We start from the raw sequence: 24,542 nt of genomic DNA on the forward strand, positions 1-24,542 counted from the left end.
AACCCGTTAATGAGAAACATAACCTAAGGCGAAGTGTCGTAGACACGATTGACATGAGCTAAAGGATTTTATGTCGGCCGTCCCTATGGGACTTTGGGGGTAACAACTAAATTTTAAGCCGAGGGTTTCAACCCTCGGCTTAAATGTTGACCGTCTCTACGAGACTATTTCTATCATTCGTATGCAAGAATTAACTTCTTTCAGTCATGCCAATTCACATCTAAGGTTATCGAATCTTGATTCTTGGCTCTTGTCTCGTCTCTCGATTCTCGTTTCTCACCTCTCAAAACGGTATTCTCACGTTCACTGCAATATTTCTACCCAATTGATTGACTCCAAAAGGTCTGAATAGCGACATGTGGTCGAGATAAGTGGTGTTAAGGATGTTGCTGCCGCTGACATAGACATCGAGCAAGTTTTTGCCTACTGGTATACTTCCCCCTACATTCAGTCCAAGCAGGTAGTAGCCAGGTGTATCATCTTCCAACGGTGCGGATCTGTTTTGGTCAAATACCCAGTTTCCTAAGATGCTGATATATGGATTTTTGATCAATCCAGTATTCTTCAATTTGAAATCCACTGTTTGCGTCCATCGGAATGCTGGAATGTAAGGCAAAAAGCTCATGTCTGATCTACGCTGACCAATGACAGTGCTATATCCAGTAGAAAATGCAACCCATTTCATGGAGGCAGGGTGAATATCCAATGCTAATTCACCACCATACAATCGGGCATCTGCCTGCTCAAAAACCCATACAGTCAAATCATCAATTTGCTCCTCGCTAGGAGAAAAGAAAATGTAATTATTTACATGATTGTAAAACACTTCCCCAGATAAGGTGAAATTTGTTTTGCTGTATCGAATTCCAAAATCAGTCTGAACATTCTGTTCTCTCCCAAAACTGGCATCTCCTCGCTCAAACCTGCTGGTACCTGGATGTGGGCCGTTGGAGAATAATTCAGCCAAATCAGGCGCACGGAAACCTTGAGCCACATTCAGACGGTATCTCCAAGTGCTATTCGGGCGGAAAGTAGCCCCACCACTAGCCGTTACACCATCAAAGGTTCGTTCCAGTCTTCGGTCCGATGGATTTTCGGGCAGAATGAATCCATAATCCACGAAGTGCTGTGCAGAAGCATCTGCGGTTACTTTGCGGTAATCGTATCGCAAGCCACCTTGCAGTACCCACTTATCTTTGTTGTAATTCAATAAGGCATACAAAGAGCGGTCATCTTTGGTAGCATCCGGAATCAAAAATTCCCCTGCGTCTTCATAATTGAGATTACGCAAGTAAAAACCCTGAATACCCACAATAGCTTCCAAATAAGGGGTCAAGCCTTTGAAGTACTTGACATCATACATAAAATTGCGGGTGATCAAACCCAAATCTACTGCATCAAAATCATCCTCTACCTCTTCCCTAAAGTTCAAATGATAGCCCAACGTAGCCTTGATTTTATCTTCTCCCACGTAAATATTGGTCTCAGAATTGATGAAGTGGTCAGTGACATCTTGGAAAGGCAATTGGAGGCTTCGATCTCCTCGAGTGGTTACGAGTTCGTCGAGAGCATCTTCTTCTAAAATTCCTAATTTTTGTTTGAGATAGGTATACCGAATGCGAGTATCTCCCCAGCTTTTCCGTATTCCAGCACCAGCTTTGAGATTTTGTGTGTTGAATCGCGTGTTACCTACGGCATTGCCATCACCATCCACATAATCCGCATGGGATTCGGCAGCACCTCTTAATGACCAGAAAAAGCCGTTTTCATTAGCGCCTTTGACACCTACTTCAGACCGGAGTCCCAAAGAATTGCTGAAAAAGCGGAGATTGGCATCTCCTTCAATGATACCTGCGTCTGCATCTTTTTCCTCTATGAGGTTGACTACACCAGCCATCGCGCCTGAACCATAAATCAAGGAAGCGGGTCCTTTGATGAGTTCCACGTTGCCAATGCCTGTTTCAGATAATCCCAATCCATGGTCTGCTCCCCACTGCTGATTTTCGAATCGAGCACCTTGATAAAGAGATAAAACTCGGGAGAAAGAAAGTCCTCGAATGACAGGTTTACTAATGCCGGGTCCCAAGGAAATCTCAGATACGCCCGGCGTACGGGCGATGGAAGACATCAAGGATGGGGAAGGCATTTTCAGTATTTCAGTCCGATTGATCTTTTCGATACTGATGGGCGAACTCTCTTTGCTCATGATATAAGCACCAGAGATGACCACTTCTTCAAAATTGGTAATGGATTCTTCCAATTCAACTATTAAGTCACGGCTAAATTGAGCAGGTCGGATAGTCTGAACCTTATTGGAATATCCCACAAATGTCACTTGAAGGGTGATATTTCGGTCGGGAAGTCCTTGAATGATAAACTTTCCATCAACATCGGTAACTACCCCTCGATTGAGTTCGGGGATAAATATAGATGCCCCCGGAATTGGCGTATTCGTGTTTTTGTCTAAAACTTTCCCAGTCAATGAGATATCTTGGGCACCCAATGAACCAGTATATAGGAACAATAGTGCGATAGCGATTAGTAAGCGCATGCGTAAGTGAAGTAAATTAAGAAATAATTTAAAATGAAGAAGACGTTTCTTTCAAAGAAACTAGTATGAAAAATTAGCTGATTGGTGGACCTCTGAGATCAAAACCTACAGGAAAGTGGCAGGAAATTTTTGAAGAATAGGAGCTTGCACCTAGAAATTGGTCTGAAACAGGAGCTTCTGGTATATCAAGACAGTAATCAAATATAAAAAAATCCGCCTCTGCAATTAAATCCAAAATGATCAACTCCATTTCGCTATGCCCATGATCAGGTAGCTCTTGCTGCTCCTCTGTAATTAGCGGATGGGCATGGGTAATGATTTTACCACATTCCAACTCATGGGTATGGAAAAACAATACACCATTCGCCAAGATGCTAAGCATCAAGACCAGCGCAAAACGACTAAACAGGGGTAGTATTTTTTTAAATGGTTGCATAACTAACTAAATGCCAAACTGACTCAGTCGGTATTTGTTGCAAACATAGGGAAGAATGTTGATGGAAAAAGAATAATTTACGTTCGAACGGTATTTCTTTGGTTGAATGGGAGAAATATGCTTTTGTCAAGGTTAAGTTAGTCTCCGTCTATTTTCACCGGTCCAAAAAATCTCATAACCATTTCCCATAGATTTTTCTAGCTTCTGATTGTGGTTTTAAGTTTCCAGTTTCTGCTTGATGAATTCCTTTATCAATGGATTTTTTTTCAGCTTCACTTATATTTTTCCACCAATCTTTCATTTCGCTTTCACGCAGGTCCATTATTTTTCTTATCAAAGTGCTATCCTCCAAGGTAGTCAACCATTGAATCAAATCTATTTTTGCTGTTTTGATGTCTATTTCCATATATCAAATATAAATATTTATAAGTATTGAATCAAAAGACTCCAAATCAAGTAATGTATTGGTTTTGGAATAATTTACTTTGAGAAAAAGATACTACTCATTTTATTCTAGCTGACGCATAGAAAAACTGGAAATATTTAGTTTTATTAGACGAATTATTATGAATTCAAAAAAAATATTTATTATTATTTGCATTTTTTGCAATTAATTATTTGAACCGCCTTAATTATGAAAAAAAATGATTTTATTTTGGTATTAGCTTTATTGGTCTTTTCTATATTACCAATATTTGAATCTCATGCACTCGGTTCAAGAAAATTAGTTTCTTGTAGAACTGTGGATGCAGAGGGAAATGTGCTTTCTGAGGGTAATAGATGCGACTTTGGGTGGAATGATTGTATACCTAACCCATGTCCTAACCCATCTGGTACCATTGTTGAGTGGAGAGAGTCTCTAGATTAATTTAGTTTAGTGTGTGGTGAATTTTTTCACCACACTTTTTTAAATAACGATTTAATGAAAATCACCAAATTTATACCAATAATCTTTAGTGTAATTTCACTTTCCTGTACAAGTGAAAGAAATGTGGACGAATTGGATAATGAACCTATTCAATTGTTGAGTAAAATACCCGCTCCATCGGAAAATATTGAGGATTTATTTTCTCTTGTCGATGTAATCGCCCTTAAAAGCGGACCTGAAACCATTTTGAGCTTCACGAGAGTGCTTGAAAATAATTTTGGGATTTTTGTTTTGGACAGGTCTTCCACAAGATTATCCCTTTTTAGCAAAACAGGGGAGTTTATTAGAGATTTTGGAAAAATGGGTGGAGGCCCTGGTGAATTTGTTTCTGCCTATGATTTCTTTATTTCGGGCAATGCGGTGTTCATCTTCTCTCCGGGAGACCTTGCTTTGTTTTCTTATGAGATAGAGACAGGGGCGTTTTTGAAAAAAGTTCAGTTAATGGCTTTTGCCCAACGGATTGAACTTGTTTCTGAAAACGAATTTCTGGTCTATGTTTCCAACAATCCTACAGATTCCAATTTCAATGTTTACAGATTCGATTTGGAAGGGAATATGCTGGGGGAGTATTTCCCATTTGATCCCAAACGTTCCAATGCGATAGTTCCTTATTCAGGCTTTTTGGCAAGAGGAAATGACGGGGTTTATTATTGTGACCCTTTTGGTTATCAAGTTTTTAGATACAACCAGGATACTCAAGATTTTGATCTAATTTATGAACTTGATTTTGTTTCAGATTACCTGAAATTGGATAGGGAGATTTTTTTTGAGGATAATACAAGGTCTCAAGTAAGGCCCGAAGACAGGGTGAGGTTTGGAGGAAGTCTTTTCCTGAAAAATGAAAATTATCTCTTTCTAAATATGACCTATGACGCCAAGGTTCAAACGGCCTCCATAGATTTAAGAAAGGGTTTGACCTCTAGGATATTTAGTTTGCGGGCAGATAATGGATTCTTTCGGTTTGTAGGCAATCCCCGTCTTTTAAACGCTAAGGATGAAGTTGTTTTTATCATCGACCCAGAAAAATTCCAATCCTATCAGACAGAGAACAATCCTACTTCTGTGCAGAGAATTTTAAATGCTGTAGCAATAGATGAAGATAAAGACCTAGTGTATTTGGTTCGAATGAAGGTTTTAGAATAGTTGATAGATGTTGTTGATTAAATAGAATCTAAAGAGCCTTTAGTTTATTTATATCATAAATGCTTTGAAAACGTAGGTTCAATCAAATGTAGCCATGATTTATTATCACTTAGGATAAATCCGGTCAAACTTGATTTCATCTTCATGGTTTTCTGCATGTGCAGCATTATAGACATATAAGCCATCTTGATTAACAAAGTGGCCCTGAATGCTTAGACCTGCGGGAAAAGGGAACTCCTCTTTAAGATTGAATTTTTCATCAAGAACTAGGAGGTAAGCGTCTCTTCTAAAATCAACTTCCCCAGGATAGCGAGGTAAGGTATAAATTCTGTAATAGAGTTTTCTATGCTGGTCATAAATAAGTGCTTTGTAAATACCATTGTCAAATAGATGTTCACGCGAATCAAATTCATCATCGACTTTGCCTTTAAAAGCGGAGATTGGTTTAAAATAATTGGAATTAATTCTATGTTGAATCCATTGATTTTTAACGTAAGTAAAGATATCAGGACTATGAGAAAAGTTGAGTACTGTTTTGTTGTCAAGTTGTATGGTTGAATTTGACAAGTTGTATTGTAAAGAAATAACTTTATCAGACCCAATTTCGGGATATTTCATAAGCTCTTGAATTTTACCCGTTTTCAGATCCAAGCTATACATCAAGGCTTCTTGAGAATAAAGAATTGCATCTAGTTTTTTATAGGACAGTGTTTCAAAGTAAAATTTACCCTGGCTAATAAGTGGCTGATGGTAAGCTAAGAAGTGTGGAGTGATTAAAATATTCGAACTGTTTTTCAGATCGCTATATCTTCTTTTTACATTTCCGGATAGGTCAATTAGTGTCAATTCCCCAACCTGTCCCGATACATAAATAATGTCTTTATCAATAAAAAATCCCCATAAGGAAGGGATTCTATTGGGACCGTCTTTTTCCAGAAATATGCGCTTGCTAAGACCATTTTGATTAAAAAAATCTAAACTATGAGTGGTTTGATTATAGTTAACCAATTCTCCCTTGTAATAACGATAATTCCACATGAAGTTGGGAGATTTATCATCTAGTTTAAAAACAATGCTTGAATCGGTAGAACTGTTGGCAATCTCACCGTGCTCTTTTTTTTGAGAGCAAGCAAAAATCAATGTAATGAATATTAAATTTATTAATTTCACGGTATAAATGTTTAGAAAGACTATTCACTTTTAAGAGAAGTGAATAGTCTTTTTATAAAATTAATTTACTTCTACTTCATCAAAACAATCACCTGGGATTGGAGCACATCCCATGTGTGTAATGGTGTTTGTGTTTTCATTACAAATTGTGTAGAACAAATTGGGCAAGTCGGTCGCGTCCACAACTTCTTCTTGAGCTGATAAATTGAAGTTAACTCATGTGAAACTCATAAGCACAACGCAGAGGATTGAAAATAGCTTTTTCATGTTGATTTTAATTTAGTTATAATACATAATGTTTCTGTTAAAACATATATAAAAAACTGCGCAGTAAATTTTGTATATGTTTGATTATCAATAGTAATAATTTTTTAGTGATACTTCAAAAGAATCAACTATTTTTTTTTTATTCAAAATCGATAACTATTTGATTTTCAGTCTTATTATTTTTTGCTTACACATAGGTGAAAAATTATTCCAATTTAATTGTGGTAAGTTAGATGGACCTGAGGAAGCTTTTCTGTTTTTTTTCGTCCTTTATTTTGATATTTTTATTTTTAGAAAAAATGATTATCATCCTAAATTTTATAGCTCAATCACTATTGATTTCAAATATCCTAACTTCACCCCATGATTGATTTCAATTACAGGCCTGAAACCTATTTCAACGGGACTGGCCCCAATACCCTGATCTGCAAGTTAAGTTATCCCGAAAGTACTTGGGGAGATGAAATCAGCATCTTTGCAAATGCCTTGGATGGAGTATATTATTTGGAGGCAGTGGATTTTTATGGGAATGAGTTTAAGCTCAATCCCGAACAAACAGATCAACCACTTACCCTTCACGAGTTGATCTTCCTGATCGAAACCATGGACGTGGATATGGAAACTGCTCAAGGAAATGCAGCCTTGACCATCGGGGGAGTTCCTGTAGCAGAGAGCCCGCTCTACCCACAGTTAGAAGCGTACTTTGCTGAAAAAAGAAAATTATTCGGGCTGGATTAAAAGTCCAGCATACTGGAAAATCGGAAATTCAAACTGTGATTGGTACGAAACCAACACTCGTAGGTCTCATACGCAATGCAATCGTTTAGCTCCATACCCTGAAACTCTACTTTTTGGATGCTGTTTTGGGGAAGCCAGCTGCGGATATCGTTGGATTCATCTATGCTCAACTGAGAAAGCTGTACGATTTTTTGGCCTTTTACTTCTAGTGGTATTATTTTGTTCATAGCTTATCGTAATTTACACCACAAATGAAGCTTATTTATTCAGGAAACTGGTTAAGAGTGAATTATGAGAATGTTAAATTTTAGAAACCTACATGCTTAACCTGCTTCAAATCTTAATTTTTCTAATCTTAGGGTTATCCTTGCAGCGACTTTTACGGTCACCTGATAAACTTGCTGCATGGTTGAATCAATTATTAATTTCAGTGATTCTTCCAGCGCTTGCTTTGCGCTATCTGCCACGAGTAGAACTTTCACTTCAGTTGCTATTGCCAGTTTCTGTAGCCTATATCAGTTTCTACCTCTCATGGTTCTTGTTTTCACAAGTAGGGAAGTGGAGGGGTTGGCCGCGCTCGGTGACGGGGAGCCTGATTATCACCAGCGGTTTGGCTAATACTTCTTTTGTAGGAATTCCTGTCTTGCAGGCCTTGTATGGAGCGGATGCAGTAAAGATTGCTTTACTGATAGACCAGGCAGGGTCCTTTATTCTGGTCAGTACCTTGGCTATCATTGTGGCATCCATTTATGCAGCAGGCAAAAAGCGCAAGCGTGATATTGCAGGTAAAATTCTCCGTTTTCCTCCGTTTATATTTTTCAATCTGGCGCTTGTTTTGAATTTAGTTGGTTGGACTGCGACTGGTTGGGTGGATGAATTGTTGGCCTGGATTGCTTTGGCTTTGACTCCCGTGGCACTCACTGCTGTGGGTTTGCAAATAAAGATCAACTTGGAAGCCATTTCCAATAGATTTCTTTGGTACGGATTAGGGTACAAGTTGTTGTTGATTCCTTTAGTCACCTGGATTTTTTTGGGGCCACTAGTGGGAGTGGAGGGATTAATGCTGAAAGTTCCAGTCATGGAAATGGCCATGGCACCCATGATTACAGGTTCCATCATCGCCATCTCCCACGATCTCGAACCCAAGCTAGCGTCCCTCTTAGTGGGGATTGGGATTCCGTTGTCCTTCTTAACATTGGGGGGCTGGTATTATTTCTTGGAATTTGGAGGGTGAAGAGTGAGCAGTGAAGAGTGAACAATGAGCAGTGAACAGTGTAAGTAATTAGGAATGTGGAATGAAGAATGTGGAATGATTCGATTGTCGTTGTGAACTTGCGGGGGAGGTTACAAAATGTTAATTGTTAAGTATTATGATGTGGATCAGTGGAACTAGCGCTGTATACCAGTCAGATATGCCGTTTTATGGGTTTTAACCCACGTCCGTAATCGAATTTTTGAGACAAAATTTGATCGAACTTCAAAAGGATACACTCAATCAATTGCCGTGGCTTTTAAGCCCAGGCATTGGTAGGGAAATGAACAACTACAAAACGAAAAACGCTGGTCCCACACACGCCCCTGTCTTGATTCTTGATTCTTGTCTCTTGAGTCTTCATCCTTCCTCCCACATCCTTCCTCCTTCTCCTAGTTCTTCCCCGTAGTATCCGGCTTAGTATTCCTCGGTCTAATCAAATTGCGGATGACTTTGGTAGCTTCATCAGCGGCTTTGCCTTTGACTTCATTGACCTTTTTCTCAGCTTCCTTACGGGCACTGTCTTGGAGTTGCTCGGAGCGAATTTGCAGCTCCTTTTTGATACTGTCTTCTGCTGCTCGGAATTGTTGGGTTGCTTGTTCGGTAATGTTTTGACGTTCTGACTGAACTCTTCCTTGCAAGGCTGTAGTCAATAAGTTTTCAATGCTATTGCCTCCTGCTAATGAAAACCGTGGACTTCCATAGGAGCCACTTAAATTGATGGCTACAGGGATAATCGTACTGTTATTGGCTTGGGTACCGGAGATTGTGGCTAGTAGGTTATTTGCTGTACTCCCAAACTTACCCGCTGGAACTTGCATGTTGAGTAGGTAATTGATACTGCCGTCAAACCCTGTGCTGCCTTGGATATTGGCTTGATAATCCCATAGGCGTACATCGAAAGGCTGAACATTCAACACGCCTTGATTGATTTGGATAGGGATAGCTACATTTCGGAAGACAAGGGTGTTGGTTTCATTTAAACGGGTGAGGGTGGTGATTCCCTGCACCAAGGCACTGTTTTGATAGGATGCCTCTGCTACTCTTAAGATACCTTTGCCATCCATGCTGGATAAGATCGGCATCATGTCTGCTCCTAATGTTCCTGAGAAGTTGAGGGTTGAATTCACTACACCTGTCAAATGCTGCGCAATCGGAGCAAGTACTTGTACAGTATTAAAAGCCTTAAATGATTCAGGAATAGATAGGCTGTTTACAGCAAGCCCAAAGTCAAAGGTAGGTTTGGTCAAATCTCTGGGGTCATAGGAACCATTCATGGTCACTTGTCCTCCTAATAAACGCATACCGGTATCTTTAAAGCTTAACACACCTTCTCGAAGGGTCATATTTCCACGCACATCCCTCAAATTCAGGTTATCGTAAAGTACCTCTTTCGCCTGCACATTCATGGTGAAGTCTATGTTTTTAGGCAAAGGAATCACTTCCAAAGCTTCATCGGATGTACTGCTGTCGGTCATCCATTCATTGACATTAAACTTATCTGATTGCAGGGATAACTGTCCACGAAGGATTGCCTCTTTTTCGAACATATAATTCATGTAATTAGAGAGTGACCCTGTAGCATTGACTGGACTTTGTCCCAGCTGCGAAGCAAATTCAGATAAAGTAATTCTATCAGGGTTGAATTCTGCTTTAGCACTTGTGATCAATACTCCTTGAGGTACATCCGTACTACTAAAGGAAAAATTGGAAAGATTAGCAAAACCACGAGTGTCCAGACGGTTATACTGTTCTTTTTTTACAGCGTCATAGCTGCCTTTAGTTGTGATGTCCGCTTGAATCTTCCCAGCTATTTCCATCCCCTCTTGTGGGAAAATGGCCAACATCTTTCCTATATCCAAAGCACCTTTAACGGCTCCATCCCAATTTAGGAGTTCGAAGTCTGAAATGCGCATCTTACCCTCCACTTTTTCATTTTCTAACAGGAAGCTAAATGGCTCCAAATTCACACTGAAATCATTCATCTTTCCACTAGGATTGAGGATGCTAGCTTGCACGTTTATTTGCTCTAAAGCAGTTGGAATATCGCTGTTTTTAACAAAACCATTTTGGAAAGCCAATTGAATATCCAGATTAGGCAGTTCTTTTTTCGCTTCATCATAGCGTCCCTTGGCTATGGCCCGAACGTCAAGCAATCCACGAACTTGCATGCCATCCACAGGAAAAATAGAGGTGATTTCTTCTAGATTCAATTTGCCTTTTACAAAAGCATCCAAATCTAAAGTTTGGAGGTTAGCGATAAAAAATCTACTCTCCATAGGATTGTTTCCCATTCGTAAATTAAACATGGGGACATTGATGGTAGTATTGATGAGATCATTGGTGCTGTTTTTTACATGCATTTCCAATTGCACATCTGACACTGGTAGGGGTAAATCAGGGTACTGGAACATGCCGTCCATGACATTCAATCCTATATCAAATGAAGGGAAGCTCTCTTCGCTGTACGACCCTTTAAAGATTCCTCTAAAATCAACTGTGCCGCTCGTTTGTAAAGAGGAAAAACTTTCCGTGTACATTCCCGGAACCAAGGAGAGTAAGGTTTTGAAGGAGCTTTCTTTCGAGGAAAAAATCAGGTCAAAATCAATACTTTCTTCAAGAAGTGCAATAAGGCCTTTCAAATCAAACAAAAAATCGTTTAAAGCGAAAGAACCATCCCCCAAGGTGAACTTCATTTCGTTCATATCAATCCCTAACAAAGTTTCCCCTTTGAATTTTTTATTGCTCAAATAATTGACGCCTTCGTAATTCATGGTCAAAATATCCGCACTTGCTTTCAAAGGCATTTCATATACATCCAAGGTGAAGTCTCCCGAACCAATAGCTGTCAGATTACTGAGCGCCATTAAAAAACCCAAGGATCTGTCATCATATACGACATTCACGTTGCTTGCCTCCAATAAATCAATTCCAATTTGGAGATCGCTTTCAGTGGAGGTTTCTTCTGATGGAAAGGTTATGTCATAATTGGCACGTCCATCCTCCAAGACTTTGACCAAAATGTCAGCACCATCCAAGTGCAAACCGGTGAGCGTAGGGTAGTCCCCAAAAAGAATGGAGCGTAAGTTGAAGTCTATCTGCATACGGTCAACATGGATGAGCGTATCTTGCTCAAAAGTTTCCCGGCCTACAATTCCAAAGTCCCCTATAGAAATAGAAATATCAGGAAATCTTCGGAAAATACTTGCGCTCACCTTTTGAGGGTTGTAGAAAACATCTGCATTGATGTTTTCTTCCAAGGCCTGATCAACCTTTTCAATGATTTTCCCTTTCAAAAAGGAAGGCAAAATGAAAGCAGCGACTAAAAGGAATATAAAAATAGAGGCGACGATAATCGATGTCTTCTTCATGTCAATATCAAGTTTGTGAGTTTCTTCCACGTAAAAGACTGTATATACCTTAGCCTTTCCAGTGAGTTGTTAGAATTTCTTGAATTTCATTATAAACAAGGGGTGTACTGGCCAAAATCTCTCTTCCAAAGAGGTAGTCTTTTCCTCCTCTGAAGTCTGTCACAGTTCCTCCTGCCTCTTGTACAATCAAAGATCCTGCCGCAACGTCGTAAGGCTTGAGATCATACTCATAAAATGCATCAAATCTTCCTGCCGCAACATAGCAAAGATCCACAGCTGCACTGCCCATTCTCCGGACTCCATGGCAGGTTTCCATCAATGCTTTTAATACAGCCAGGTACTGATCCAATTGTTTAAACGCACTGTAAGGGAATCCCGTTGCCATCAAGCCTTCTGATAAAGACTTCGAAGGGCTGACGGTGATCGATTTTTCATTGCAAAAAGCACCTTGTCCTTTGACAGCATGGAAACATTCGTCCTGATTGATTTCGTAGACCACACCCAAGACAATCTCATCTAGATGGCGTAAGCCTATGCTTACAGAAAAGACGGGGACACCATGAATAAAATTCGTAGTCCCATCCAAAGGGTCAATGATCCAAGTCCAATCTTTTCCACTGGTACCAGCACTTCCTTCTTCTGCGATAAAATCAGCCTCTGGCAGAACCTGCTGCAAGCGAGAAACGATGATCATCTCAGCTTGTTTGTCCACATAGGAAACTAGGTCATTGAGGCCTTTTTGTTCGACTTTGTCGAGATTGAAGTTCTGTCGCTCTTGGCGTATAAAAGAGCCAGCTTCTTTGGCGATGTTTTTTACTTCTGCTACAATATGGGTAAGCTCTTGCATGGATTAGTCTTCTTCAGATGATTGCCATTTTTTACGTTTGGCCTCGGATTTACTTTCTTTGATTTCTTCGGCTCCTTGGAGCAATAATACGATTTCTCCTTTGGGAGGATTTTCGGAAAAATGGGTTAATAATTCTTGTAAAGTCCCTCGTAGGTTTTCCTCATACAGCTTGCTGATCTCCCGTGATACGGCTGCCATTCGCTCAGGGCCAAAAACTTCTGCAAACAATTCCAAGCTCTTCTCCAATCGATGCGGGGATTCATAGAAAATCATGGTGCGTGTCTCGGTGACCAAACTTTCCACTTTTGTTTTCTTTCCTTTTTTGTGGGGAAGAAATCCTTCAAAAACAAAGCGGTCTGTAGGAAAACCCGAATTGACCAAGGCAGGTACAAAGGCAGTGGCTCCTGGCAAGCAAGAGACCTCCAATCCAGCTTCCCGCGCTGCACGCACCAATAAGAAGCCAGGGTCTGACACAGCAGGTGTTCCTGCATCTGAAATCAGCGCCATCACTTCTCCTTTTTGCATACGCTGAATCAATTTTTCAATGGTCTTGTGTTCATTGAAAATATGATAGGATTGCAAGGGACGCTGGATTTCGAAATGCTTAAGCAGCTTGCCTGAGGTCCGAGTGTCTTCGGCCAAAATAACATCTACGGATTTCAAGACGTCAATAGCCCGGAAAGTCATGTCCCCCAAGTTGCCCACGGGGGTAGGTACAAGATATAAATGAATATGCTGATCAGCCGGCATATCCTAAGCTATCGATGGCGGCAGCAAGTTTCCTGTCCTTTTCCGTCACCACATTGCCAGCATCATGGGTCGTCAGTTCTATAGTAACGGTATTGTATACGTTGCTCCAGTTCGGGTGATGGCTATGGGCTTCCGCCAAAAATGCAACACGCGTCATAAATGCAAAAGCCTCTTGAAAATCAGAGAATTTAAATTCTTGGATTAGTTTATTGTCTTTTTCGGTCCACATATGTATTTAGTTTAAAGTGCGATGACACCAGTAATGGTAGCTGCCTTTTCATAAACGGCAATAATGGCATCACTGTTCGGCATCATGGCTTCTATGGTAGCACTGACATAGGTGCCTTTGGAAGATTGTTTAAATTGGATGGCGTTGTTGGGAAGCAGGGCAGCCAACTCGCCTTGTTGTGCTGCAGGGACGATAAACTTAAACATGTAAAGGGATGGAAATGTAGTCTGAGCTTCCAGTTTTTCTTTGAAAGCTTGGGTGTCGAATTGTCCTTTCATAATGCAAATTTAAGGATTCTAGAGGGGAAATGTTACTAAATAAGGATGAATTCCTTGGTTTTCTTTTGGGAAGTTCAGATAATGGAATTGTTTAATTATGATAGAAATCATATGATTGATAATTTGAATTTTAGATATTCGCATTCTTTTAAAAATCAAATGTTATGCAAAAATTTTACCTGTCAGTTTCAGTGGTTTTTTTGATGATATTTTCAATAAATGTTGTTCATGGGACTATTTTATTTGATTTCGATTCCTTGTACAAAATCCCTGTGGAAGCAAAGGCTTCTTCTGTATTTAGGAATGCTGTACCTGACTTGGTACTAGATTCTAATCTAAATACTTCTTGGGTGTCAGATAACCCGTATCCGGATAGATACTACGCCAATCCAGAGCAGAATAGTCTGCTCAACAAAACCTTACAGAGCAACGCCACAGTTTCCTTAGCAGCTGCTACGGATGGGCTGCTTGGTAACTTTACTCCGACTATTCCCTTGGTCAACGGCCAGGCCTCTGTTTGGTATGATTTTTCAACGGCGACGGATGTATTTTTGGTTGGGGCTCGTCTACGTGGTCTAAGCAATCAGCCTGTGGTGATTTCTCTTTGCGATAGCGATGGCAATTGTAGCCAACAAAGTTACTTGCCCAGTCAGAATAATGCTAACGTACGATTCACGTTTGCGCTAGAGAATATTACCCGAATTCAATTAAGCAGCACTGCATCTTTTGCAATCTATGATTTGGCGGTGGTGGCAGCTCCGATTGAAGAATATGTACGATTAGATTTTGAGGAATCTCACTTGGTCAAACAAATCCATACCAAACACTGGGCTGGTAATCAAGCGGCGACCGCTTCTTTCCTTTGGTTGAGTGAAGATGGGACTACTTGGGTCAAAATTGCAGATTTGGACCCGAATCAGTTATCTGTGCAACAGACAATTTTAGAAAGTCCTGTAAAAGCTAAACATTTAAAATTGAGCCATAGATTGGTTCAGGAAAATTTTAAAAAGAGCTCCATTTTTGAAATTGATGTACTAGCTGTTGTGTTGCAAGAACCAAGTGATGATGATGCGGGAGGGGATCCATCTCATACTCCTGCAGATCCTGTGCAATGGGATCCTCATGCAGGTGTGTATCGTCCGTTTTCCCAAGGTTCCATAGCATTCAGTTCTTCCGATTTGTCCACCAGTCAGGCGTCCAATGTCTTGGACAACGACTTCTCGAGTGCTTGGCTATCCAATAATCCTCTTCCTGACCGATATGTGTCCAATCCAAGTCAAAACATTCTCCTAGGTATACAGGGAACTGCTTCCAATGGGGTAAGCTTGGTGCAAGCTACTGATGGCAACTTGGGGAATTTTGCTCCAACGGTGCAAGCAGTCAATGGAGAGGCTTGGGTGAGACTATCGTTCAATCCCAGAGCGATTCATCGATATAGCATGAGGCTGGGAGCCAATTTTCAAGAAAACGTCAGTATATCGTTCCGTTATCAGGGGCAGTCTTTGAAGACCGTTTTCTACGCAATGGGAACCTCGGGTCATCAGCGTTTTGTGGTCGAAGAATCCTTGGTGGATGAAATTTACATTTCTTCTCCTACCGCATTCACTATTCAGGAATTAGCGGCTTACAGCGAACCATTGGAGGAATGGGTCACAGTGGACTTGGGCGAAGTGAAAAATGTGGGTTGGATACGAGCAAGGTATTGGAATGGAACCAATAATTCTGTATCGGCAGCGCTTTATGCTGGTGAAACGCTCGAGCAATTGGTGAAGATTCAGGACCTGAATCCTACACGACTGAATTTTGAAGATATCGTGCTAGCGCAGCCCATAGCTGCTCGCTATGTACGGATAGCGCATCGCTTGGTGGATGAGAATTTCAAAAGAGCCTCCGTACAAGAGCTAATGGTTTTTGATGAGTTTGGCTCTTACGGCCCTAAGCCTACTGCGAAGCCGCAGCAACACTCTTTTGGAGATTTATTTGGAATCAATACCGTATGGGCTTGGGGAACCAATAAGGTACCCAATCTGCAAGGACCCAATGAAGGCGCACAGAAATTTATACGAGCAGGTTCCCAAGCTAGAAACTATCACAACATACACTGGGATACCACCGATCCGGACATCACGCCTGATTACACACCAGGGATTTATCAGATACGCAATCAATGGACCCAATGGCATCGAGAGTATGCTGATTGGAAAACTAAAGGCTTTACAGTAGACGTTACCTATACTTTTGACCGCTTCAGAGAAGATGCATGGGATACGCCGTACGCATCTGCTTACAACTTAGGCCAGGCATTTGGCCAGGTGTATGGTCCGCGTAACCTCAACTTGGTTCGCACCGTGGAGGTGGGCAATGAACCATGGGATTACAGCGATAGTACCTATGTTCAAATTTTGGAAGGAATGGCTAAGGGCTTGAAAGAAGCTGATCCGGGTTTTGTTGTACTTCCGGCGGCCCTACAGGCAGCAGACCCTGGATTGGGCAATACAGGCGTAAGCAAGCATTATATGGGGAATAAGCTTTCTTCCACTGCTGCGGCCTATTTGGATGGCATCAATCTCCATTTGTATAGCTATGTCTTTGGCGAAAATGGGGTTCGGGTCGCAGTACAGCCGGAACATCCACAATCCCGCATGCAAGAGATCTATGCAGGGATTCGGTTCCGTGATGCCAATATGCCCGGGAAGCAGATCCATGTCACCGAATGGGGCTGGGATTCATCCAGTGCAAATGAACTGGCCATCAACAATGAAGCAGTGAGTTCCACTTCCCAAGCCTTGTATCTGGTGAGGGGCTTGTTATGGCTAAGCAGAATGGGGATAGATCGTGCTCATTGGTATTTTTATGCCAATGTACCGATTGAAACAGGCCAACCGGTCAACCACGACCGCTCAGGTCTTACAGAATCTCGTCTGTTCAATTTCCAGGAAAAACGTTCCTTTATCGCTGCCGAAGCTGTTAAGAATCTGATGGCGGATTTATACTTCGATCACATCATTCAGGAAGATGAGCAAGCATACATCTATGCGCTTCGCAATCAGGCGGGCGAATTTTCACACCTGATAGCTTGGAGACCGGTGGTAGGAGATGATACCTTATCCACGAATTACACCATAGCAATGGATCGATCCGCAGAAGCGGCTCACTACATCTCAGGACTTGATCCGCATGGAGAATCTGTTCATGTGAGTGCTAGTGGGAATGAGCTAGTGCTGCCCTTATCTTCCAAGCCATTACTAGTGAGGTTAGGCGCAGTGCTTACTTCTCCTCCACCTGCAAATACTGCTAGATTATCTTATCGAGTGGAAAGGGCCCATACCATATTTGAGTTAACTACCGAGCAACCAGTGGAGGAGCTTGGGGAGGTCCTTTTTCGAAAAGGTTCTAATGCTCTCGCAGACCCTTCACTTCAGGAGCTACAATGGGAAAAAGTTGATGAGCGTCGTTGGAGAGCACAAGTGCAGGAAATGATGCCAGGTACTTATATCCTCAAAGCGGATTTATCCCAACATGAGATTCAGAGTAACGTGGTTGATTTGATGGTGGACAGTCGTGTGCGAATCTTCCCCAATCCTGTTCAGGCAATAGGCTATCTGGAGTTAATCAAGCCATTTGAAGAGGAGACACGTATACAGATTATCAATATCCATGGTAAAGTAGAAAGAGAAATAGTATTGCCTATGATGGCAGCATCCTGTGAGTTGAATCTTTCAAACCTGAAAAATGGTATTTATTTGATTCAAGTTCAAAATCAACAGTATCTCAGTCAGACACGAGTGATAAAGAATGGGGATTGAGTTTGATATTCCCTTTCCATGCATCAAAGCCAGCAGAAACACTACCTGCTGGCTTTTTTATTACAAAGTATTGATTGAAAATATGATAGCGCTCTATCCCAAAGAATTAAAAGCAGAAGATGATAAAAAAGTAATGATTCGTTTACAAAATGAGCCTATTCATATAATTTGTAAAAAAATCACAATAAACCTTTGCGTTATACACACACACACACACACGCACTATTTTAACCAAAAAAAGATGTACTACTAAGGTGGGATTGGCAATCCGTATGACTCAAAAGAAAAATTCATGAGTCTTGTGCGGAAGACAAAATATTTACAAAACCATTAAACTAACAAAAAATGAAGCTAAACTTATTTTTATACCTCCTGACATTCATGGTTATTCTTTCATGTAATCAACAAAATCTTAGCAATTCAGAAATTTTTGAAAGTGAATTGCAAGCGGTAGGTCCTGGTGGTGAGATAAATATTGATGTAGTTACTTGGGGAGATCCTCCAATCTGGTTGGAGATAAGTGATGATTCCGAACTAGAGCGTCTTCTTACAACTATCAATTCTATAAACGAAAGCGATTTAAAGGTATCAAATGTTTCAGTTTTTGAATTAACCAAAGAAGACTGGGATAAAATCGTGCAAAATATCAATGAATCTAGTACTGAAGATGTTGGAGGGGATTGGAGTAGAAAAAATACTGTAAAATTCTCTGATGACAATAAACTGAATTTTAGTTTTGATGATTTGCAAAGTTTTAGGTTAAATGACAAGATGTTAACCGAACTAGATATCAACTATTTTAAAGTGAATTATCCTAAGAGTTATTCTTTACGGAACTTTCCTGGGGATTCTTACAAGCAAAATTTCATGGACTATACTCCAAATATTTATGATCATGTAAGACTTCGGGTTGAGAATAGTTTGTCTGTATTAAATTTTCGATTCATCGATGGAAATTTAATCAATGTTTCACTAGAGTAGTTATTAAGGTCATAAGCTTAGGGGATTAATTTCCTACGTAGGCCAACTGATCTAGAGAATACTCAATTTAAATTGAGGGGGAGTTTGGTTACTCCCCCTTTTTTTATTTCTAGGTATCATAAATTGTAGGATAGGTTGGGATGTCTTAATGACATGGTTGAAAAAAGAGAACCGATAGCTAAAACAGGCCTGCCTCTGACGCCCTATCATCCTACACCGCCACCCCATTGAAAGGGTTAAATCTCCTGCTGCCCACTTGCATGCCCACAGCCCTGCACACGGTCTTGTCTCCAAACTTGCCATTGATGCGGTCCAGGGCTTGGTAGAGGCGGATTTGCTCGGCAGTGTCCTCAAAGAGGTTGATCTGATAGTTGCCATGGACCAGGTTGCTGAAGCGCACGCCGATAAGCCGGATCAGCATGCGTCGGCTGTAGAGTTTTTTGAATAAGTCCTTGATTACCTGTATCAGCGTATGATCTGCAGAGGTGTAAGGAATGCGCTGCTGCACGGTGTGGGTGTCGAAATCGGAATAACGAATCTTCACACTCACACAGGCGGTGAGCTGCTGATTTTGCCGGAGTTTGCCCGCCAACTGTTCCGTCATGGCGATCAGATGGGCTTCCAGCATTTTCACATCGATGGTATCCTGCTCAAAGGTGTTTTCGGAAGAGATAGACTTGGCCTCCGAATAGGGGACTACAGGGCTGCGGTCTATGCCGTTGGCCTTTTCCCAGATGCTGAGTCCATTTTTCCCAAACGTAGCTTCCAGCAATTCAGAAGGCATCACTTGCAGGGTTTTGACCGTTTTGACTCCCATGTTGAATAAGGTGTTGGAAGTCTTCTCTCCGATCATGGGAATCTTCCGCACGGATAGAGGGGCGAGAAAAGGCTTCTCGTCTCCCCGTGGGATTTCCCGGTAGTTATTGGGTTTAGCCTCTCCGGTGGCTACTTTGGAGACAGTCTTGTTTTCGGACAGTCCAAGGGAAATGGGTAATCCGCTTTCTTTCAAGATACGCTCACGTAGTTCCCGAGCCATCTTCAGGCAGCCAAAGAAGCGGTCCATGCCGGTGTAGTCTATGTAGAATTCATCGATGGAGGATTTTTCAAAGAGGGGTACAGCCTCTCGGATGATTTCGGTGATTTCATGGGATTTTTGACTGTATTTTTCAAAATCCCCCCGAATCAACAATGCCTCAGGACAGAGTTGCCGCGCTGTCCGCATGGGCATGGCGGAGTGTATGCCAAATTTCCGTGCCTCGTAACTGCAAGAAGCCACTACCCCCCGATCTCCCGAACCTCCGATGAGGATGGGCTTCCCTACCAAGCGATTGTCATACAAGCGCTCTACCGACACAAAGAACGAATCCAAATCCATGTGCACAATACTTCTCCCACTTTCCATCTTGTTAAATATTTTGACATTTTTGTGTTTATAATTTAAACATCATTTTTTATATTTGAAAGGTGTATGTGCACGCATGACAGCAATTGACGGAAAAATGTATCTGAACGCGAATATTAAATTTCTACGCAAGCAAAAGGGTCTGACGCAAGAGACGCTCGCCCATGCCTTGGGGATTAGTCGGTCCAAGTTGGCAGGTTACGAACTCAATATTTCCCCTCCTTTGGAGAAGCTACTGGAGTTTGCCGATTATTTTGGGGTATCGGTGGATATTTTATTGAGAAAAGAGTTGGCTTCTCTTTCGGAGTACAAGCTAAGACAGGTATTGGAGACGGATCAGTTTCTTCGGGGTCGCAATCTCCGGATTCTGAGCACGACGGTGGACCAAGATGGGAGAGAGTTGATCGAGGTGGTTTCCCAAAAAGCCAAGGCCTCCTACCTGGCAGGGTTTTCGGATCCGGATTTTATTGAGGAATTGCCACGTTTTTCCTTGCCCTTTTTGCCGCAGGACAAGAAGCACCGGGTTTTTCAGGTAGATGGGGATTCCATGTTGCCCATTCCTGATGGAGCTTGGCTTGTCTGTGAGTATGTGGACGATTGGTTGGCTATCAAGGATGGGGGAAAATATGTGATCGTCACCGAGCAGGACGGTGTCACCTTCAAACTCGCTTACAATCAGATCAAGGAAAAAGAGCGGCTATTGCTTTGTTCCTCCAATCCTATTTATAAGCCCTTTTATGTGGCAATAGCGGATGTACGAGAAGTGTGGAAGTTTCGGTTGATGATGGTGTAGGGAGGGAGACACGAGATGCTAGACACAAGACATAAGACAAATTTGTTGTGGAGAGACGATTTTAGTCTGATTGAAATAAGTGGAAATAAGTGGAAATAAAGTTGAAATAATTGGGATTAGCTACTCATTTGGCTGGAGAGATTTGGGGAGTATGGGGTGGAAGTAATGTTGATATAATGTCCAGGTAAATTTGAAATAGCTTAGGGCATCCATAGGGCGGCTAGTCCTGAGGTCTTTGCAGAAAACAAAGGGATTGTGTAAAAATAAAAATCTGTGAAAATCTGCGAAATCTATGGACCATCCTTTTGTGTACTTGGGGCTCGATTGTTGCCGGCGTGGCGTGAACCATGGCAGAAAATTGAGTTAAAATTTTGAATGTGAGCATCTTGAGGGACGTTCCTATGGATGTCTTTTAATGCGATGATGGATATCCCCTAGTTTTGCGGCTTTGCGCCTTGGCGTGAACTCTTCCATGAAAAAGAGTCCTCGTATTTCCACTTCCAAACCCGTTGACTGTTGAAATTCGACCGTTGACCTCCAAGTATTGGCTTCGACTCCGCTCAGCCATAGATTACTTTCAATTACTCTAGAAATCCATCGATTATGAGGTTTTTCCAACTCGATACTTTAATCCCATTACTTCTGTTTTGGTCCATTTCACCTCCGTAGAGGACGATTCCATTGGTGGCTCCACTCAGTTCCATCCAATAACTAATATTTTTGAAATATTCACTGGTGACTGTTTTTCCGGATTTAATTTCAACTGGTAAAAGGTTTAATCCCTCATCAACGATGATGTCAATCTCTCTTCCTGTTTTATCTCGCCAATAAAACAGGTTAACTTCCTTACCTGCATTAGTTCTTTTTTTCACTAATTCAGAAACAATGAAGGTCTCAAAGATACTTCCCCTTAATGGGTGAATGGATAACTGATCTTCCTTTAAAACCCCAAGTAAGGAACAAACCAATCCAGTGTCATAAAAATACACCTTGGGCCTTTTGGTAATTGTTTTGTTGAAATTTCTATAGTGTGGTCTGATCAGAAATACAATAAAACTACTTTCGAGGATCCCGATCCAGGACTGTATTGTTTTTGTATCCACTCCTACTTCAACAGCTAATGAAGTCATGTTTAATTCCTGCCCGGTCCTTCCTGCAAGTATTCGGATGAATCGCTCAAATACAATCAGGTCTGTTACATTTTTGATTTGTCTGACATCACGCTCAACATAGGTTCTGAGGTAGTTTGGGGACCAATCAGTTGGTGGAATTCCACGGTCATGTACAGGAGGATAAAAGCCGGTAAACTGAATTTTATCCTCAATCAATTCATTCTGTGGGTCCGACCCATAAAGTTCACTCAAGCTGAAAGGAAGTAATTGCAAATAGGCAACTCTCCCGGCAAGGCTTTGACTGATAGTTTGTTGCAATAAAAAATTATTGGAGCCGGTTAATATGAATTGACCAGATTCATCACTTTTATCAATGATTCCCTGCAAATAGGAGAACAGGTCTGGAGTTCGTTGGACTTCGTCTAATACGGCTCCTTGAGGGTAGTTGCCCAAGAAGCCTCTCGGATCTTGCAGTGCATAATTTCGAGTATCAGGATCTTCCAAAGAAACATATGGCTTTTTAGGGAATAGGGATTTGACCAACGTTGTTTTTCCAGATTGTCTTGGTCCAATTACAGCAACAGCTTTAAACATGGAAGCTAGTTGCACTAGTTTAGAGGAAGCGGCTCGTTCAATCATAAAATAAAAATACGGAAAATATGGAATCTGATTCCATATTTTTCTAATTTTTATCTAAATGATAGTCCGAGACTTCAAGATGTAGTTCCTGATTTTACTGGAATTTGGTTGATGGGAAAGTCTCGGAAGGGAGTTAGAAATTAGAAATAAAGGATGAAGGAGGACCGAGCCTGTCTGCGCCTGGCAGGCGTTAAGAAAAGTTATATTGATAACTTTTTAGCGAGGAGCCAGGTTGGAGGGTAGGAAGAAAAGGATGAAGAATCAAGACAATTTTGTCCTGGAGAGATGATTTTAGTCTAATTGAAATAAGTGGAAATAAATGGAAATAAGGTAGAAATAAAGTTGAAATAATTGGGATTAGCTATCCATTTGGATGGAGAGATTTGGGGGTATAGTGTGGAGGTAATGTTGAAATAATGTCCAAGTAAATTGGAAATAGCTTCGGGTATCCATAGGGCCGCTAGGCCTGTGGCCTTCGTAGAAAAGAAAGGGATTGTGTAAAAATAAAAATCTGTGAAAATCTGCGAAATCTGTATACCATCCTTTTGCGGACTTGGCGCTCGATCGTTGCCGGCGTGGCGTGAACCATGGCAGGAAATTGAGTTAAAATTTTGAATGTGAGCATCTTGAGGGACGTTCCTATGGATGTCTTTTAATGCGATGATGGATATCCCCTAGTTTTGCGGCTTTGCGCCTTGGCGTGAAAAATAAAAAATCTGTGAAAATCTGCGAAATCTGTGGACCATCCTTTTGCGGACTTGGCGCTCGATCGTTGCCGGCGTGGCGTGAACCATAGCAGGGACCTGGATTAAAATATCTAATGACGAACGTGAAGGTCATGGGGGCGTTTACATGGATGTCTTTCAGTGCTAGGATGGATATCCTTAGTTTTGCGGCTTTGCGCCTTGGCGTGAACTTTTCTATCATTCCAAATTCTTCATTCCACATTCCTAATTCCAAACTGCTCACTGGCTTCTACTTCGCTCAGCCACCAATCACTAAATCCACTATTCACTCAATCCACTAATCACTCAATCACTTAATCCACTTTTCACTAATTTTAACTCCTTATCATAGACAAAAATGCCAGAAATCCGTTATACCTTTGACAACATACCCACGTTGAGTTAATTGGCATACTGAATACGCTTACCACACCCTTAAACAAGAGCGAAGATGAAAGATGATGCAGTGATGGAAACGCCATTGGGGAATGTCAAGGTTGAGGTCTGGGACGGATATTTGGTTCGATTACAGTTTACAGACGAGCCTTTGACAGACAAATTTTTGGATGGTATCTTAATGGACATACGTATACAGTTGGGACTGTACTTCCAAGGGAAACAGGACACATTTGATATCCCTGTGGCTTTGGGAGGCACGGATTTTCAACACGAGGTCTGGAAGATTATCAATACCACCCCATTTGGTAAGACAATTACCTACGAAGATATTGCAAACCGCATGGGTAAACCTCAGGCTGTGCGTGCAGTTGGGACGGCCGTAGGTGCCAATCCCATTTTAATCATGATGCCTTGCCATCGGATTGTCGGGAAGTCCGGACAATTGACGGGCTACGCTGGCGGGATTTGGAGAAAAGAGAAACTATTAGAATTGGAAAGAAAGGAAAAAGTGGGAGTTCAGGCTGTTCTGAATTATTAAACGATAGTAAGATATTGGATATTAAGATATTTGATATTGGGATATTGGGATATTGAGATAATCGACCACAGTCCACAGTCGACCGTCAACCGCACGTTATCGCCTTGTGAAAGCAAATAATCGTATTGATACGTGTTTGAGAATTTCTTTTGATTATTCAATTCGTCTTAAAAAAGTAACGAACCCT

At 41.3% G+C, this 24,542-nt stretch carries 20 protein-coding genes; 8 read left to right on the top strand and 12 right to left on the bottom strand.

The window, feature by feature from the left end:
* Positions 1 to 283: 283 nt before the first annotated feature.
* The 3 genes from IPZ59_RS09440 to IPZ59_RS09450 form a co-directional block, all read right to left on the bottom strand.
* Positions 284 to 2,551, bottom strand: a complete 2,268-nt coding sequence (locus IPZ59_RS09440; RefSeq protein ID WP_236139599.1) for a TonB-dependent receptor — start codon at positions 2,549 to 2,551, stop codon at positions 284 to 286.
* Between the two features lie 73 nt (positions 2,552 to 2,624).
* A complete protein-coding gene (locus IPZ59_RS09445; RefSeq protein WP_236139600.1) occupies positions 2,625 to 2,987 on the bottom strand; it encodes a hypothetical protein in 363 nt (120 codons plus the stop codon).
* Positions 2,988 to 3,159: 172 nt separating this feature from the next.
* Entirely contained in the window at positions 3,160 to 3,393 is a 234-nt protein-coding gene (locus IPZ59_RS09450) for a hypothetical protein (protein ID WP_236139601.1), read from the bottom strand.
* A 228-nt stretch (positions 3,394 to 3,621) separates the two neighbouring features.
* Here IPZ59_RS09450 and IPZ59_RS09455 point away from each other — a divergent pair, with 228 nt between their 5' ends.
* Complete coding sequence (locus IPZ59_RS09455) at positions 3,622 to 3,855, top strand: hypothetical protein (RefSeq protein WP_236139602.1); 234 nt, start codon at positions 3,622 to 3,624, stop codon at positions 3,853 to 3,855.
* Between the two features lie 54 nt (positions 3,856 to 3,909).
* Positions 3,910 to 5,058 (top strand): BF3164 family lipoprotein, encoded by a 1,149-nt coding sequence (locus tag IPZ59_RS09460; RefSeq protein ID WP_236139603.1) that lies wholly within the window; start codon positions 3,910 to 3,912, stop codon positions 5,056 to 5,058.
* Between the two features lie 105 nt (positions 5,059 to 5,163).
* Here IPZ59_RS09460 and IPZ59_RS09465 read toward each other — a convergent pair whose 3' ends face one another.
* Positions 5,164 to 6,228, bottom strand: coding sequence for a DUF4221 family protein (locus IPZ59_RS09465; protein ID WP_236139604.1), 1,065 nt, complete (start codon positions 6,226 to 6,228; stop codon positions 5,164 to 5,166).
* 630 nt (positions 6,229 to 6,858) lie between these two features.
* On the opposite strand from IPZ59_RS09465, the gene IPZ59_RS09470 reads away from it, so the two are divergent.
* Positions 6,859 to 7,233: a UDP-glucuronosyltransferase gene (locus tag IPZ59_RS09470; protein ID WP_236139605.1), complete on the top strand. Its 375-nt coding sequence runs from the start codon at positions 6,859 to 6,861 to the stop codon at positions 7,231 to 7,233.
* On the opposite strand, the gene IPZ59_RS09475 is transcribed toward IPZ59_RS09470, so the two are convergent.
* Entirely contained in the window at positions 7,230 to 7,460 is a 231-nt protein-coding gene (locus IPZ59_RS09475) for a hypothetical protein (RefSeq protein WP_189581154.1), read from the bottom strand. The genes IPZ59_RS09470 and IPZ59_RS09475 overlap by 4 nt on opposite strands.
* A 92-nt stretch (positions 7,461 to 7,552) precedes the next feature.
* On the opposite strand from IPZ59_RS09475, the gene IPZ59_RS09480 reads away from it, so the two are divergent.
* Positions 7,553 to 8,467, top strand: coding sequence for an AEC family transporter (locus IPZ59_RS09480; protein WP_236139606.1), 915 nt, complete (start codon positions 7,553 to 7,555; stop codon positions 8,465 to 8,467).
* Positions 8,468 to 8,877: 410 nt separating this feature from the next.
* On the opposite strand, the gene IPZ59_RS09485 is transcribed toward IPZ59_RS09480, so the two are convergent.
* Genes IPZ59_RS09485 through IPZ59_RS09505 form a run of 5 tightly spaced genes read right to left on the bottom strand, consistent with a single transcriptional unit; the run spans position 8,878 to position 13,960 of the window.
* Entirely contained in the window at positions 8,878 to 11,856 is a 2,979-nt protein-coding gene (locus tag IPZ59_RS09485; RefSeq protein WP_236139607.1) for an AsmA-like C-terminal region-containing protein, read from the bottom strand.
* A gap of 49 nt (positions 11,857 to 11,905) precedes the next feature.
* Positions 11,906 to 12,703 (bottom strand): inositol monophosphatase family protein, encoded by a 798-nt coding sequence (locus tag IPZ59_RS09490; RefSeq protein ID WP_236139608.1) that lies wholly within the window; start codon positions 12,701 to 12,703, stop codon positions 11,906 to 11,908.
* A gap of 3 nt (positions 12,704 to 12,706) precedes the next feature.
* Positions 12,707 to 13,453, bottom strand: a complete 747-nt coding sequence (gene rsmI, locus IPZ59_RS09495; RefSeq protein ID WP_236139609.1) for a 16S rRNA (cytidine(1402)-2'-O)-methyltransferase — start codon at positions 13,451 to 13,453, stop codon at positions 12,707 to 12,709.
* The gene (locus tag IPZ59_RS09500; protein ID WP_236139610.1) at positions 13,443 to 13,682 is read right to left on the bottom strand and encodes a 4a-hydroxytetrahydrobiopterin dehydratase; all 240 of its coding nucleotides are present in this window, start codon (positions 13,680 to 13,682) and stop codon (positions 13,443 to 13,445) included. The genes rsmI and IPZ59_RS09500 overlap by 11 nt, the downstream gene beginning before the upstream one ends.
* 11 nt (positions 13,683 to 13,693) lie before the next feature.
* On the bottom strand, positions 13,694 to 13,960 hold the full coding sequence (locus IPZ59_RS09505; protein ID WP_236139611.1) for a DUF493 family protein: 267 nt from the start codon (positions 13,958 to 13,960) through the stop codon (positions 13,694 to 13,696).
* Between the two features lie 164 nt (positions 13,961 to 14,124).
* Here IPZ59_RS09505 and IPZ59_RS09510 point away from each other — a divergent pair, with 164 nt between their 5' ends.
* Both IPZ59_RS09510 and IPZ59_RS09515 read left to right on the top strand, forming a co-directional pair.
* Entirely contained in the window at positions 14,125 to 17,766 is a 3,642-nt protein-coding gene (locus tag IPZ59_RS09510) for a T9SS type A sorting domain-containing protein (RefSeq protein WP_236139612.1), read from the top strand.
* Between the two features lie 345 nt (positions 17,767 to 18,111).
* Complete coding sequence (locus tag IPZ59_RS09515; protein ID WP_236139613.1) at positions 18,112 to 18,747, top strand: hypothetical protein; 636 nt, start codon at positions 18,112 to 18,114, stop codon at positions 18,745 to 18,747.
* A gap of 211 nt (positions 18,748 to 18,958) precedes the next feature.
* Here IPZ59_RS09515 and dinB read toward each other — a convergent pair whose 3' ends face one another.
* On the bottom strand, positions 18,959 to 20,149 hold the full coding sequence (dinB, locus tag IPZ59_RS09520; protein ID WP_236139614.1) for a DNA polymerase IV: 1,191 nt from the start codon (positions 20,147 to 20,149) through the stop codon (positions 18,959 to 18,961).
* A gap of 97 nt (positions 20,150 to 20,246) precedes the next feature.
* Between dinB and IPZ59_RS09525 the strand changes: the two genes are divergently transcribed.
* A complete protein-coding gene (locus IPZ59_RS09525; RefSeq protein WP_236139793.1) occupies positions 20,247 to 20,942 on the top strand; it encodes an XRE family transcriptional regulator in 696 nt (231 codons plus the stop codon).
* A 581-nt stretch (positions 20,943 to 21,523) separates the two neighbouring features.
* Here the strand turns inward: IPZ59_RS09525 and IPZ59_RS09530 are convergent.
* The gene (locus tag IPZ59_RS09530; protein WP_236139615.1) at positions 21,524 to 22,693 is read right to left on the bottom strand and encodes an ATP-binding protein; all 1,170 of its coding nucleotides are present in this window, start codon (positions 22,691 to 22,693) and stop codon (positions 21,524 to 21,526) included.
* Positions 22,694 to 23,869: 1,176 nt separating this feature from the next.
* Between IPZ59_RS09530 and IPZ59_RS09535 the strand changes: the two genes are divergently transcribed.
* Complete coding sequence (locus IPZ59_RS09535; RefSeq protein WP_236139616.1) at positions 23,870 to 24,355, top strand: methylated-DNA--[protein]-cysteine S-methyltransferase; 486 nt, start codon at positions 23,870 to 23,872, stop codon at positions 24,353 to 24,355.
* Positions 24,356 to 24,542: the final 187 nt, after the last annotated feature.

Origin of the sequence: Mongoliitalea daihaiensis (genome assembly GCF_021596945.1) — a bacterium.
GTDB classification, from domain to species: Bacteria; Bacteroidota; Bacteroidia; order Cytophagales; family Cyclobacteriaceae; genus Mongoliitalea; species Mongoliitalea daihaiensis.